Origin of the sequence: Xenorhabdus bharatensis (genome assembly GCF_037996705.1) — a bacterium.
GTDB classification, from domain to species: Bacteria; Pseudomonadota; Gammaproteobacteria; order Enterobacterales; family Enterobacteriaceae; genus Xenorhabdus; species Xenorhabdus bharatensis.
The window spans coordinates 176,642-191,206 of sequence record NZ_JBBMXG010000005.1 but is presented as its reverse complement, the minus strand read 5'-3'; the positions used below and the strand labels follow the sequence as shown (position 1 = coordinate 191,206).

Annotated in this window: 10 protein-coding genes; all 10 read left to right on the top strand. The window is 42.9% G+C overall.

Annotated features, from left to right (window positions below):
* Positions 1–167: 167 nt before the first annotated feature.
* On the top strand, positions 168–2,120 hold the full coding sequence (locus tag AAC855_RS06980) for a type VI secretion system Vgr family protein (protein WP_340608887.1): 1,953 nt from the start codon (positions 168–170) through the stop codon (positions 2,118–2,120).
* A gap of 30 nt (positions 2,121–2,150) precedes the next feature.
* The gene (locus AAC855_RS06975; protein ID WP_340608886.1) at positions 2,151–4,583 is read left to right on the top strand and encodes a DUF2169 family type VI secretion system accessory protein; all 2,433 of its coding nucleotides are present in this window, start codon (positions 2,151–2,153) and stop codon (positions 4,581–4,583) included.
* A gap of 89 nt (positions 4,584–4,672) precedes the next feature.
* Positions 4,673–5,287 (top strand): DUF3540 domain-containing protein, encoded by a 615-nt coding sequence (locus AAC855_RS06970; RefSeq protein ID WP_340608885.1) that lies wholly within the window; start codon positions 4,673–4,675, stop codon positions 5,285–5,287.
* 9 nt (positions 5,288–5,296) lie between these two features.
* On the top strand, positions 5,297–5,686 hold the full coding sequence (locus AAC855_RS06965) for a PAAR-like domain-containing protein (protein WP_340608884.1): 390 nt from the start codon (positions 5,297–5,299) through the stop codon (positions 5,684–5,686).
* Positions 5,628–6,317, top strand: coding sequence for a type VI secretion system lipoprotein TssJ (gene tssJ, locus AAC855_RS06960; RefSeq protein WP_340608883.1), 690 nt, complete (start codon positions 5,628–5,630; stop codon positions 6,315–6,317). Before AAC855_RS06965 ends, tssJ begins: the two co-directional genes overlap by 59 nt.
* Positions 6,310–7,656 carry a type VI secretion system baseplate subunit TssK gene (tssK, locus tag AAC855_RS06955; protein ID WP_340608882.1) on the top strand — a complete coding sequence of 449 codons (1,347 nt, stop codon included), beginning with the start codon at positions 6,310–6,312 and terminating at the stop codon, positions 7,654–7,656. The genes tssJ and tssK overlap by 8 nt, the downstream gene beginning before the upstream one ends.
* An 8-nt stretch (positions 7,657–7,664) precedes the next feature.
* On the top strand, positions 7,665–8,942 hold the full coding sequence (gene icmH, locus AAC855_RS06950; RefSeq protein ID WP_340608881.1) for a type IVB secretion system protein IcmH/DotU: 1,278 nt from the start codon (positions 7,665–7,667) through the stop codon (positions 8,940–8,942).
* Positions 8,943–8,952: 10 nt separating this feature from the next.
* A complete protein-coding gene (gene tssM / locus AAC855_RS06945) occupies positions 8,953–12,642 on the top strand; it encodes a type VI secretion system membrane subunit TssM (protein ID WP_340608880.1) in 3,690 nt (1,229 codons plus the stop codon).
* Positions 12,643–12,647: 5 nt separating this feature from the next.
* Entirely contained in the window at positions 12,648–13,814 is a 1,167-nt protein-coding gene (gene tssA, locus AAC855_RS06940) for a type VI secretion system protein TssA (RefSeq protein WP_340608879.1), read from the top strand.
* A gap of 193 nt (positions 13,815–14,007) precedes the next feature.
* Positions 14,008–14,562, top strand: coding sequence for a type VI secretion system contractile sheath small subunit (gene tssB / locus AAC855_RS06935; protein WP_340608878.1), 555 nt, complete (start codon positions 14,008–14,010; stop codon positions 14,560–14,562).
* Positions 14,563–14,565 lie beyond the last annotated feature (3 nt).

The following is a 14,565-nucleotide window of genomic DNA, read 5'->3' as shown; positions in this document are numbered from 1 at the left end:
AAGTTAATGAGTGATAATTTTGTTGCGTTATGGTTTGCATAATGGAATATTGTTGACTGGTTGTAGTTAATTAAAAGCAGCAGATGGTAGTGAAAATTTAACGTCTTAATCAGGCCCTTTATTACAAGGTTCATGCGGTAGCTTTTAATTTAAAAAAGGTACTCACAATGGAAAGATATATTATTGCTCATACTCCGCTGGGTGAAGATGATTTGATTTTTAACTCATTAGAAGGTGAGGAAAAGCTATCAACAATCTATAGCTTTAATACTGTGTTAATAAGTAAAAAAAAAGATATTGATATCAAATCACTAAGAGGACAATCAATTTCCATCGAGATAACCTCTCCTCATAACCCGTCAGCAAAAGCACGTTATCTGAACGGTATAATAAGTGATGCGATTGTTTGCGATTTTTATAACCAGTATTTCTACCAATATAAATTTATTCTTAAGCCAAAATTATCAATTTTGCAAAATAGTAAAGGGTGCCAGATATGGCAAAATAAAACTGCGCCTGAAATCATTAAAGATGTATTGGATAAACACAATATTGATTTTAAAAACGAATTAACCTCAAAATACCAACAAATTGAATACTGTACTCAATATCGTGAGACTGATTTCAACTTTATCAGCAGGATAATGGAGCAAGAAGGTATTTATTATTATTTTCAACATACTATTGAAGATCATACTCTTGTTTTAGCTGATTCTCCGCAATCTCATTCATCCTTATCTGGTTATTCAGACATAGAATATTATCCAAATCATTTTCCTCCGGTACATAATAAGGAAAAGAACTATTTGTATGATTGGAATGTAAGTTATTCTATTGCACCAAAAGTCTATGCAACGAATGATTACAATTTTCTTCAACCCCGGGCTCAGTTACTGGAAACTCAACAAAACCCTGACACTTCAGTCCATAATACAAAAATATATGAATGGCCCGGGAACTATACTCAAGCATCTCAAGGAAAGTCTTATATTCTGGTTTTACAACAATCCTATACAGCTGATTGCCATCATATTAAAGCCAAAAGCCTTGAAGCTGGTATCGCCCCGGGATATACCTTTACCCTCTCTAACGCATTCAGGAAGGAAGATAATGGTGAATATCTGATTGTGGGTGCCACCTATAACCTTTCTGAACAAAGCAGTTCTTTTGGTGATGACGATACATTCAAAATTGAAACCAGTTTCTCCGCTATCCCAGCCAAAATAAACTGGCGAGCTCCTCGCTTAACCTCATGGCCAGTCGCCAATATAGAAACAGCTGTAGTCGTTGGCGCGAATGACAAGGAAATCTGGACAAATGAATATGCTCAGATCAAAGTTCAATTTCATTGGGATCAAGAAGGTGCCAAAGATGATACAAGTTCCTGTTGGATACGTTGTTCTAACACTTGGGCCAGCACTAGATACGGGGCAATCCAGCTCCCAAGAGTCGGGGATGAAGTTTTTGTCAGTTTTATCAATGGGAACCCTGATAGGCCAATGATAATCGGCAGTGCTTTTAACAAAGAAAATATGCCGCCGTGGGAATTGCCGACAGAAGCAACAAAAATGGGTTTTATGTCCCGAAGCATACAGGGAGGAAATGGTAATGCCAGTTATTTATTTATTGATGATGCACAAGATAAAGAATCTTTTTCTGTGCATGCCGAAAAAGATATGGATATCTCTGTTGAGAATGATCAAAAAATTTCCATAGACGGTTCGCGTACAACCGAGATAAAGAAAAAACAAGACGATACTGTAGAACAAGATGCAAACTTTACCTATAAAGCAAAACGCAATACGACTGTTGAACAAGAAGAAACATCAACTTTCAATAATAAGCAAAAAACAACCGTGGCTAATGGTAAAGAAATTGAAGTCACCAGTGGTGGAATTGAATATAAGATAACAGGCGATTATAAATCAGATATTAGTAGTAACAAAGAAGAATCCATTAAGGGAAATGAAGAAAGTAACGTTGAAGGAACTTGGAACAAGTCTGTCACCAAAACTATTGAAGTAAAGGGCGGATCAAGCATCACCTTCAGCTCATCCACTATTGAAATGGACGGCTCTACAAAAATAGCCCTATCCAGTGCATTAATCATGATTGGTTAATTCTCTACTGATGCAATTTGTAGGTGTTCAATGAAAGTTATCAAGCCATTACGTTTAAGTCTACTTTATCGACCCTATCGCTGGATGCAAAGAAATCACCTTGGGATCTCTGTCATGGCTCTGACTGATATGGGCGCAACTCCCTGCCTGAGACCGGAACCTGAGCTTTGGCAACTGGCAGAAAAAGAATTGAAAATTTGTAATGGGATCATTGATCTTGCCATGCCTAAATCCCTCCCTGAATTTCTGGCAACCGGTTATGCCTATACCAACCATCAGGAAGATAAAACCGCTTGCACAGCACGCATTAAAGTTGAACAGTTAGAAAAAAAATTAGCTGTCTTTGGTGATCGTCACTGGATTGGAGACACACCTTCAAAACCACGGGCTTTTGAACAAATGCGACTGGACTGGAGCCGGGCTTTTGGGGGAGAAGATTATGATGATAACCCACACGGCATTGGCTTTACACCCGAAATGCTGGAAGTCGACACTAGAATTCATCCATTACCTAATATTGAAACATTCAACAAGCAACTGTTATCACCGGAAGATACACCTGAACCTGCCAGTTTTTGTCCGCTGGATTTTACATGGCCACGCCGCTTTGAGCGTATTGGTAGGCAATATGATAAGGAATGGCTGGAAAACGAATTTCCGGGCTATGCCCATGATATTGACTGGCGGTTATTCAATGCCGCTCCACAAGATCAATGGTGGGAGCAGTTGCATACCCTGCCCGCTAATGCGGCATGGCGTATTGAGAATATGCACCCTAAAAAGCCGGTGCAGGAAGGCTGCCTGCCTGCCTGGAACGCCCGTTGCTTTATCAAGCGATTACGTCTTGATCAAGAGATTGTCGAAGAAGTTATCATGCGCCAGACAACCGTGTGGTTTTTCCCTCATCTGGAACAAATGATCCTGATATGGCATGGCTGTTTAATGATCAATGAAGGCGATGCTACCGATGTATCACAAATCATCTCCGCGCTGGAACAGCAGGATAATCCGAGACCAGCCGAGCATTATCTGGAAGTAGCCAGACAGCGCACAGATAAAGAAAAACGCATGTTGTATACATTCAGGGAAAAAGATCTTATTCCTGAGGAAATTATCGGCCCGTGGATAGATACAGAACTCCCAACAGAAAGCAGTCCGATACAGGAACGTGTACTTAATCGTGAAAAGCATCTCCGCGAACAACATCTGCGTGAACAGCAAAAAGAGCGTTTGCCTGAACAGAATGTTGATATCAATGCGATTGTTCCCCCTGCTTTTCCGTCTGCCATGCCTTCACCTCATCCCAGAATGGATGAACTGCCTGAATTTGTGGAAAAAATCGAACAGGAAGCGGCTAAAGAACGCGCCGAGGTGGAACTGCAACAGGCCGACATGATGGCTAAAGCCGAACAACAAGGTATTAATACAAAACTCGCCACTATAGAAAAGCAAGATACCGGATTTGACAAACAAAAAATGGCACAAGAGATCATGGCGCAAGGAGGTAATTTCAATGGGATGAATTTTACTGGTGCAGATTTATCCCATATGGATCTGCGCGGCGCTAACTTTTCCGGCGCATTGCTGGAAGGTGCCTGCTTTAATTATAGTCAACTGGATGAAGCCGATTTCAGCGAAGCAAACCTGACCAGAGCGGAGTTCTGTCATGCTTCCCTGTCTGATGTGAAACTGAATAAAGCCAATCTGGCTCTGGTTAAGTGTGAACAGAGTAACTTTTCTGCCTCTCATTTCAATGAAACGCAATTAGAAGAAGCCCGGTTTACTCACTGTCAATTCAACCACACCCTATTCACGGATCTTTTCCTGAAACAGGTCCTTATTACACATTGTGACTTTCAATATTCACAGTGGAATAACTGCACTCTGACAGAACTGGAACTCCCCGCTCTCTGCTTTAATCACGCAATGCTGAACAACGTCACATTTTTCTATTGTCAACTGAGCAATACCATTTTTGACGTGGCACAACTTGAAAACTGTTCATGGATAGAAACGAAAGCAGATTACATCAGATTTTGTTCAGCCCGCCTGTTGAATTGTGCTTTTGTAATGAACAGTACGCTTAATCAGGCCGATTTTACACAGGCAACACTGACAGAATGTAACTTACGTCAAATGCCTCTGATACAGGCTCGATTTCATTGTGCAACGCTGAATAACAGCGACTTGAGCGAAGCGGACTGCCGATCGGCAGAAATGCAAGGTCTGAATGCGGTAAAAAACCTCTTTATCAGAACTGATTTGCGGGATGCCTGCTTAAACCGGGCTAACCTCATGTGTACTCTGATGCAGAAATGCCTCCTTAACGGCACAGATTTACGGGGCGCAAATTTGTTCCGAACCGATATCTCCCAATCTGTGATTGATGATGCAACCCTGTTTGAAGGGGCTTATCTGCAAGGCATCAAGACGCTGCCTAAGCGTGATAAGGAAGTCATATGAATTTATTACCAGCAGATAAGCTGCTCGCAAACATCGAACAAGGAAACACCATTATAACTATTGGGTTCATGACTATCAGGAGAATTTAAATGTTAGACCCTTCTTATGCGTTTTATTCACCCTTACTCATGGATGAACCTTCACAACAGCTGGCAGGCCAGATTATCAGACGCCTTCAGGACGGCAGTTTCATGATAGAAAGTTCAGGTGAGAGATTGCACTGTCGGCGGGCTGCCAGCTGCTTATTGACTCCTGAACCGGAAGATACCGTATTAGTCACAAAAGTGGCGGGGCAATTCTGGGTGCTGGCTATATTAGAACGTCCTGAACAACAATCGGCAGAAATAAGTGTATCCGGTGATCTGACTATTGCATCTAAGGGTAATTTAACCTTAAACAGTCATGAATTGAATGTTGATGCCAACAGCGGAAACTGTCAGATCAAAAAAATGCAATATATGGGGGAGTCTCTGTACGCATGGGTATCAATCACCCAATTCATAGGCAATAAATTAGAATCGGTTTGGCAGACTGTCACTCAACTCAGCCACCGCCTGTTTCGTCATACCGCTCAGACAGAACAGGTGCGAGCAGGTCAGTTAGATATTCAGACTGAAAACTATCTCCGCCTGCATGCCAAAAATACGATCATATCAGCAAAAGCCATCACCAAAATAGACGCTGAACAAATTCATATCGGTTAAGGAGATATTATGTTTGCCAATACGCAAGACGGGGGAATAGATCAGGCTTCACCGGATGTCTGCCTGACTCCCCCTACACCAACCCCCACCCCGTATTCTAATAGCGCTCAGGGAAAGACTTATATTACTAACGTCACGAACATCTTATTTGCAGGGGCTACTGCCCACAATATAATGGCAACCAGTGCCATGACAACGGGCGATGAAGCCGGGATAAATATGGGTACAACATCTGGTACGGTGAAAGGCCCATCAAAACATACATCAGGAGCGAATAAGGTTTTAGTTAACAAATCGCCTGTAACACACATGAGTTGTCCTACAATGCAGAACTCAACCAATGCTACCGGCAGCCGTACTAGTCCCAGCCAGAATAAAGTCCAGATTTCAACAGCCTAATTGCTTCTCAACCTTTATTTTATTCCATACTGGCTATACGAGAATAATCAATGAAACTGATGATCTATATTCTATGCTGGAAAAAGTCTTTTTTATAAAAATGCAGTATTCAATTCACGCCGCAATGAAAAAATGTCTCTTATTCATATTGCTACTAATCATGACTAGCTGCATGTCACAATCGGAGAAACGCCCCCCCTATCAATTAATTTTTTATCTCGTTCAGAATGTCAATGATGCCGCTCCCCTGAAAGTTGATGTGCTCTTTCTTAAATCAAAAGAAGAATTTATGAATTCTGATTTTTTTTCACTACAGAGCAACACCAATGGCTCCCTTGGGGATAAATTGGTTAATGAGGATCAGTTTTTTATCCTGCCAACCAAACAGCCCCATATCCTACAGGAGAAAAGCCAGCCGGATATCAAATACATTGGCATTATTGCCGAGTACAGTAAGTGGGATGAGAAAAAATGGCGTATTGCTCTTCCGGCGCCACGACCTGAAAAGCCCCCCTTTTATAAATTCTGGCGCTCTGCCCCTGACAAACTACAGGTGTGCATTAAAGTGACCAACGAAGGTTTAACTCAGGATCTAAATTGCGCTACATGGACTGAAAAACATCATGAATAAATCCGAAAAAGTCATTTGGACAGAAGGGATGTTTTTGCGCCCTCATCACTTCCAGCAAGCTGAAAGCTATCTGGAAGCCTATGTCCGTGATTGGGGGAAAGCCCAACTGTCTTATTATTGGGGCTTTCTGACGCTCGAACTGAATCAGGAATTTCTCAATCAAGGGAAAGTCATGCTTTCCTCTGCAAGCGGTATATTTCCGGATGGTACCCCGTTCAGTTTTGATGGTGCTAACGCGCCAGAGCCTTTACAACTCGCTGAAAATCAAACCGATATTAATGTCATGCTGGCGCTTCCCCACTTTCGTCGGGGTAGAGAAGAGGTAATTTTCAGTGAACAGAAAAATTCACTGGCGCGTTTCATCAGTTTTGAAACTGAGGTCAATGACTTTAATGCCATGTCCGTGGGCAGTGCAGCTTTGCAATTCGGCAGGATGCGCCTGCGCCTGATGGCGGAATCGGATTTAACGCCGGAATGGACGGCATTGAAAATGGTTCACGTCGTAAACAGAACCAGTGATAATAAAATATATCTTGATCAACAGTTTATTCCTCCTCTGCTCAACTGTTATGCCAGCCCGCAGGTAGCCGGATTTGTGACGGATATACAGGGATTACTGGAACAACGCCGCCAGCAGATAAGCAAGCGTTTATTACAGTTAGGACAACACAATGATTCAGAAGTCATGGATTTTCTCTTACTGTCTCTGGTCAATCGTTACAGTGGTCAGGTTAATCACGCACGCAATTTACCGTTATTGCATCCGGAAAGGTTATTCAGTGAATGGCTGCAATTTGCCAGCGAACTGGCAACATTTTCTCCAAACCGCTTACCTGACGAAAATCTTCCCTTCTATAAACATGACAATCTGACCCAGTGTTTCAATCAGCTGATGTTCCACCTGCGTCAAGGATTGTCCATTATTCTGGAAGAGCACGCTATCCAGTTGCCGCTGACCGAATATTCTCATGGCTTGAATATCGCCACACTACCTAATGCCAATATGGTGAATACCTTCAGCTTTATTCTGGCGGTTCAGGCCGATATTTCCAATGAAACCTTAATGAGCCACTTTCCGGCTCAGATGAAAATTGCGCCTGTTGGCCGCATCCGTGAATTAGTACAGTTGCAGTTACCCGGTATTCCAATACGGGCCTTGCCATCCGTGCCGAGACAAATTCCCTGGCACTCAGGATATATCTATTTCGAACTAATAAAAGATGGCGATTTGTGGAAACAAATGGATAAAGCCGGGGGTATTGCATTACATCTGGCGGGTGATTTTCCCGGTTTAAATATGGAGCTTTGGGCTGTCCGTAACCAGCCTAAACAGAAGTGACAATGCCTATGATGAGACAAAAAGAACCACATATTGATCAGACATGGCTTTCTGATGAAATCTGTGATAATCCGTTGGTAACGGCAGCCAATCCTCTGCTGAATACGATCCCGAAAATCCGGCATACCACCTCTCACCCGAATCCCACAAATTTACGACAACATCTGATCGATGAGATACGGCACTTTGAAGTCGCATGCCAACAGGCCGGTCTCTCCTATGAAGTCATTATCGGGGCGCGTTATTGCCTATGCACCGCCTTAGACGAGGCTGCTGCACTGACGCCATGGGGAAGTCGTAGTGTCTGGTCAGGTAGCGGATTGTTGGTTACATTTCACAATGAGACCTGGGGCGGTGAGAAATTCTTCCAGCTTCTGGCTAAACTCTCACAAAGCCCCAAAGAAAATTTATTCCTGCTGGAATTAATTAATTTTTGTCTTCAGCTCGGATTTGAGGGGCGCTACCGTATCATGGATAACGGCCGCTCTCAGCTAGAAACACTCAAACAACGCCTGTACCAGTTAATTCATTCAATTCGTGGTCATTATCCGACTAAATTGTCCCCAAACCTGCATTCGCTTAAAAAACCCAATAAATCCTGGAAGCCTTTTTTGTCCATATGGTTTTGTCTGCTGTTTCTGTGCTTTTTGAGTTGCATCCTGTATATCAGCCTGAACTGGCGACTGAGTAATATCATTACCCCAGTTGTGTCTTCTATTTACCAAATCAGTCTGCCTGATGTCTACGACAGAAGAATTCAGCCCGATGTCTATGACAGAAGAATTCAGCCCGATGTCGACGACAGAAAAATATCACCACCACCTCCGCCTCCTGAGCCAGTAAAAGAAAAAAAACTGAACCTGCAAGATAGATTACAGAATGAAATCTTTGCTGGGCTCTTAACGATTTCAGGTAATGTGATTACTCTGAAAGGTGATGGTGTATTCAAATCTGGTTCCGCTCAAATAAAAAAAAGTTACTTAAACGTTATTCAGCGTATTGCCGAGGAGATGAATTATTATCCCGGCGAAATTTTAGTCATCGGGTATACCGATAACATTCCCATTGCTTCAGCCCCTTTTAAATCTAATTACGCATTATCGCTGACCAGAGCCAAATCGGTCCAAGAAGAGCTCCAGCGCTATCTGGATCAACCAGAGCGGGTCAAAACAGAAGGAAAAGGTGCCGAAAACCCTCTGGTACCCAATAACACACCCGCCAACCGGGCTAAAAACAGACGAGTAGAAATCACGCTGTCAGTGGCTCCTGATTCGCAAACAAAGTGAAGGAACGAAGATGTTGAATGTACTCCTTGCTATTATCACCAGTCGGCTGACATGGAGCTTTATCGGAATAACAATCATTGCCTTCATTATCGGTTTCTGGGGTCCCATTATTTCTGTTGATAAAATTATCCCGTTTCAATCAATTGAAATACGGGTCGCCACTATTATCGCTCTTTATCTTATCTGGCTCCTTAGTTTACTCATCCCTCGTTTATACCGGTCCTGGCTGAACAAAAAACTGGCTAACCAACTGAATAGTATCAAAGATGATGATTCAGAAGAGGCACCGGAAAAACCGTACGATGAATCATATCTGACCTTGCCAGAGCGTTTTTCTGAGGCCGTAAAGTTATTGAGAAAAGCATATTTTTCTGCCCTGAATGGTAAAAACAAACCCACGCTAAGGGGGCTTTTCAGCCGTCAATATCTGTATCAGCTACCCTGGTATCTGGTTATCGGCGCGCCGGGTTCCGGCAAGACAACCACCGTCGCGAATTCCGGCCTGAATTTTCCCCTGTTAGATTATTTCGGCAAATCAGCCCCCGACAATATGCAGGACAGGAATAGCTGTAACTGGTGGTTCACAACGGAAGCCGTTCTGCTGGATACAACCGGACGCTATACCATTCAGGATAATACGGCCCAAAAATCCAATTTCAGGGAATGGAAAACATTTATTCGCCTGTTAAAAAGATACCGTCCCCGTCAACCCATTAATGGGGTTATCCTGACACTCAGTGTGGAAGACCTGATGAACCCATCAACAGATGCCCGTGATCAACATGCCTACATGCTGCGCAGACGCTTATCAGAATTACATGAAAAATTTAAGATTCAGTTTCCGGTGTATCTCTTTATAACAAAAACCGATTTATTAAACGGCTTTACTGCCTATTTTACAGGCCTTGATAAAACATCACGCGAGCAAATCTGGGGATTTACCTTTCCGCAGAACAACAACTTTCCACAGAACAACAAAATGGATTGGAAGATCAAGACTGTCTTTGACGAACAGTACCACCAGTTACAGCGGCGACTGAACGCTGAGTTACCCTATATTTTGCTGAATGAATCCAATCCACGCCAGTCAGCTGAAAGTTATCTGTTTCCCCAAGAGTTTGCTGCCCTGCATCCGCGCATTGCCCAGTATCTTGAGATTCTCTTTGCCCGATCCGGGTTCGAAGCCCCCAGTTATCCCCGAGGGCTCTATTTCACCAGCGGTAAACAGGAAGGTGTACCGCTTGATCATGTGATGGCTAAATTTAATCAAAATGTTCAGTTACCTACGGATAACAACAATCTTTCCATGTCGTGGAGCAGTGACGAGGATAAAGGAATACGCTATCGCTCTCAGGCTCACCAGCCGTACTTTCTGAAAAATTTACTGGAAAGTATTTTTCAGGAAGCCGGACTGGCCGGTTATAACCGTTGGTGGATATACAAAAATCGCCTGTTTAACGGGTTAGGTTACATAGCGCTAATCACGATTCTGGGCGCGGTAATCACTTTTTTTCTGACCAGTTACCACAATAATAAAAATTATCTTGCTGAAACTCAGGCCAAAATACCCTCGATTGTGCAACTGAGCAATGAATTAAAGCAAAACAGTGCTGATACTGATGAAGCCCATAATATCTATAACTTATTGCCGCTATTGAACAATCTGGCTGGTCTGGCCCAAAGCCAGTACTTTTCGCTGGACGACCCACCGATATCTTATCGCATGGGCTTGTACACGGGTGAACTGGTCGACAATGCGGGACATGACTTGTATACAAAGGCACTACAGTCATTGCTACTACCATATGTAACAAGGCTTATCACCGATCAGCTACAACAGGTCGGTAATAATGATATCGATAAGACCTATACCACATTAAAGGCATATCAGATGTTATATCAACCCGCCCATTATGATGGTAATTTCCTGCGTAACTGGGTCATGCGATACCTGAAAGCAGATTTAGCTTCAGATACGTCCCAGATACAATTCCAGCAACTGGGCTGGCATCTCAGCCAGTTACTAGGTGACCAACCTGTCACGTCACCCTATGTCTATGATCGCTCACTGGTTGAAAGCAGGCAGGCGTTCATCAGCAGTACACCTCTTGCAGTACGAATCTACGCCAGATTACAAAACACGCTGCTGAACAGCCCCGATTTAGCACCGGTCAATTTAGTTACTCTTGCCGGCCCACAGGCTGATCTGGCATTTTCTCATATCAGTAGTGTACCCAGTGAAGTACCGAGGCTGTTTACACCAGCCGGCTATCAAAAAATCGTCAAAGAGATGGTTGAGGTGATTGAGACTTACTATACACAAGATAATTGGGTGCTGGGCTCTTATGCCAAGAAACAGGCGATTAAACGGATAGAACAATCTGTCCGGCAAATTTACATCAATGACTATATTTATCAATGGGATAGCTTTCTGAATGATATACGTTTAAAACATATCGATGACTTAACGGAACGGGCCGACACTGCACACTTGCTCTCTTCTCCGAGTTCACCCCTGCGTCTTCTGCTGGTCAATATCAGTAAAAATCTGACATTGAACGATCCATTTAATAACCTGATGAATAAAGGAAATAACATAGGAAAACTGGGAAGTTTAAGCAACAAGACCAGTAACCTAGCCCAAAAAGCCAATAACCAGCCAAATCTGGCTCCCCAACAGATGATATTACAGAATAACGGGCAACTCTCACCGGAATATCAATTAGAAACGCATTTTGCCCAAATTACCGCTTTGGCAAAAAATCCGGATGGAAAAAGCCCGCAAATACCTTTCGATGATATTTTGAGAAAAATTGGTGAGTTATATCAGTATCTGGCTTCCGTACAGGATGCCGTTAATTCCGATCCTGTTTTTCCTCCCAATAAGATTATCACTCAACTTCAGACAGCCTCGGAATCTCTGCCAGTACCGTTCCGGGATATGGTCTCCTCACTGGCCACCGGTGCCAACAGTGATACACGACTCAGTGATATGAAGACTATCGTTAAACTTTTCATCTCAGATATCGGGAGTTTTTGCCGTCAGGCCATCTTGAATCGTTATCCGCTGATGCCTACTTCACATGTCGATATCAAACCAGATGATATGGCTCACATGTTTGCTCCCGAAAAAGGCCTGATGGATAGTTTTTACAAAAAAAACTTAGAGGGCAAAGTCGATAAATCCCAATCAAAATGGCAGCTTATTCGCAGTGCAGATGATAACGTTCTGCCCGGGGAGACAAAATTACTCTGGCTTTTTCAGCAAGCAGAGCTCATTAGTAACACGTTTTTTACTAACAACGCCGCCACACCATCATTTACTGTCACAATTCAGCCAGTCAGCATGGATAACCAAATACTGAGCATGGTTCTGGATGTCGGAGGACAGCGATTACAGTACAGCCACGGCCCTCAGATCTCACAACTCATCAACTGGCCGGGATCTGCCGGTGTGGATCAGACCAGCATTCAGCTGAACTTAGTGGATGGCACAACAGCGACCTTATCCACTTCCGGCCCCTGGGCACTGAACCGGTTATTAGATAAAGCCAAACGAGTCAGGCATGTTGATACTGGCCTGCTACAGGCCACGTTTAATATCAAAGGCCATACCGTCGTACTGGCATTTACACCAAACAGTATTTTCAGCCCGTTTAATCTACCTGAATTTTCCTGCCCGGATATGAAGAGCATATAAACGCTATGAGCCACGAAAACAGCACGAATATTGAAGCATTACTTGCGCCAATCAGCAACGAGTCTCCCTGCGGAGAGAATCTCGAATATGATGATGATTTTCTGCAATTAGAGCAAAGCCTCATTGGTAAAACAGAACAGCAATTTGGTGATTTTATTAGCCCGGCAGAGCCACCGAATTGGCGAGAAGTGGAAAAACAGGCCACGAACCTGCTGCTGTCCCGAACGAAAGATCTGCGCATTATCATTGCCCTGATGCATGCATGGGTAGAAATACGGGGATTATCCGGGTATGCCGACGGTCTGGATCTTCTCAGACAAACGTTGGAACGCTATTGGGATGAGGTGTGGCCAAAACTGGAGTTTGATGGTGAATACGACCCAGTATTCCGTCTTAACTCACTAGCCGATATTGAGGATGGTTCTCCTTTGATGTTAAAAGTACAGCATGCCATTCTGTTGAAAGGGGTTATACAGGAATTATCATTCCATGATGTCTATTCATTATTAGACGGTTCAATAACATCAATCAATGGTTATACTGGTGGGCGTCCTTTCTTGCTCGATGAATTAAAACAGGCAAATAATTATCATGAAATATCCGTGTTAGCCACCATTCGTGATCATATTACAGCCCTATGTGATATTATCTGCCAACGCTTATCCGCCGGTCATATGCCAGAACTCTCAAGGCTTATAAAACATCTGGATACAGTAATTGAATTCAGTATGTTAAATGGATCTTTAACTAACACTCCGATTACTGCTGACAATCAAACAACACCTGAATCAGCATCAACGATAAAAAAAACAACATTACAAATTCCCACGGAACAACTATCAACAAATACAGGCGATCCGACAAATTCGTTTTCATCTAATGATTGGTATCAAGTAGAAATCAATAATCGTGATGAAGCACGTATGTTGTTAGAAAAAGCAAAAAACTATTTTCTCACATATGAACCAAGCCATCCTGCTCCAATGATGATTGATCGTATTCAACGCCTGATTGATCGTGATTTTATCAATATTATCTACGATCTTGCGCCAGAAGGGCTACATCAGCTTGCCATTATCTTTGGTAATACCGACAACTCTACCGATGACTCTACTAATTACTCTAATAATTACTCTAACGATTACTCTGATGATTACTCTGACACAGATTAATTAGTTCTTATATTTATCCCAAGAGTTATTTCACTTCACTCTTAATCTTTCTATCTATATACCTTTTCATAATAGTGAGAGTATCCGCATGCGGTATCCCTTACCCCGCGTGCCACGCGGGGTAAGGGATACTCCTATCATTTTAAAAAACTATTTAGCCAGTAACTATCTAGCCAGTATTGGAGAATTTGTCATGAAATCCAGTGGACAAAAATTTATCGCTCGAAATCGCCCTCCCCGTGTCCAGATTGAATACGATGTCGAGCTTTATGGCTCAGAAAAAGTGATTCAATTGCCGTTTGTCATGGGGGTTATGGCTGATTTGGCAGGGAAATCCACAGAACCCCAGCCAGAGGTTCCTGATCGGAAATTTCTGGAAATCGATGTTGATAACTTTGATGAACGCATGAAGTCAATAAAACCCCGGGCTGCCTTTCAGGTTGATAACACCCTGACGGATGATGGCAAACTGAATGTTGAACTGGTTTTTGAAAGAATGGAGGATTTTCAACCAGATGCTATTGCTAAAAAGGTGGAGCCTTTAGCCAATCTGTTGGAAGCACGTACCCAACTGGCAAACCTGCTGTCTTATATGGATGGCAAAACAGGGGCAGAACAACTGATTGCCGAAATCCTGCAAAACCCAGCCCTGTTGAAATCACTGGCAGAAGCGCCAAAACCTGAAGACAGTATTTCATCTGAAGGCAACACGCCAGAATCAGATGAAAGTGCGGAAACTAAGGAGTAATTG

What these genes read in the sequence shown, in the direction of transcription:
- AAC855_RS06980 (WP_340608887.1), top strand. Translation starts at nt 168, where the DNA reads ATGGAAAGATATATTATTGCTCATACTCCGCTGGGTGAAGATGATTTG.
- AAC855_RS06975 (WP_340608886.1), top strand. Translation starts at nt 2,151, where the DNA reads ATGAAAGTTATCAAGCCATTACGTTTAAGTCTACTTTATCGACCCTAT.
- AAC855_RS06970 (WP_340608885.1), top strand. Translation starts at nt 4,673, where the DNA reads ATGTTAGACCCTTCTTATGCGTTTTATTCACCCTTACTCATGGATGAA.
- AAC855_RS06965 (WP_340608884.1), top strand. Translation starts at nt 5,297, where the DNA reads ATGTTTGCCAATACGCAAGACGGGGGAATAGATCAGGCTTCACCGGAT.
- tssJ (WP_340608883.1), top strand. Translation starts at nt 5,628, where the DNA reads ATGCTACCGGCAGCCGTACTAGTCCCAGCCAGAATAAAGTCCAGATTT.
- tssK (WP_340608882.1), top strand. Translation starts at nt 6,310, where the DNA reads ATGAATAAATCCGAAAAAGTCATTTGGACAGAAGGGATGTTTTTGCGC.
- icmH (WP_340608881.1), top strand. Translation starts at nt 7,665, where the DNA reads ATGATGAGACAAAAAGAACCACATATTGATCAGACATGGCTTTCTGAT.
- tssM (WP_340608880.1), top strand. Translation starts at nt 8,953, where the DNA reads ATGTTGAATGTACTCCTTGCTATTATCACCAGTCGGCTGACATGGAGC.
- tssA (WP_340608879.1), top strand. Translation starts at nt 12,648, where the DNA reads ATGAGCCACGAAAACAGCACGAATATTGAAGCATTACTTGCGCCAATC.
- tssB (WP_340608878.1), top strand. Translation starts at nt 14,008, where the DNA reads ATGAAATCCAGTGGACAAAAATTTATCGCTCGAAATCGCCCTCCCCGT.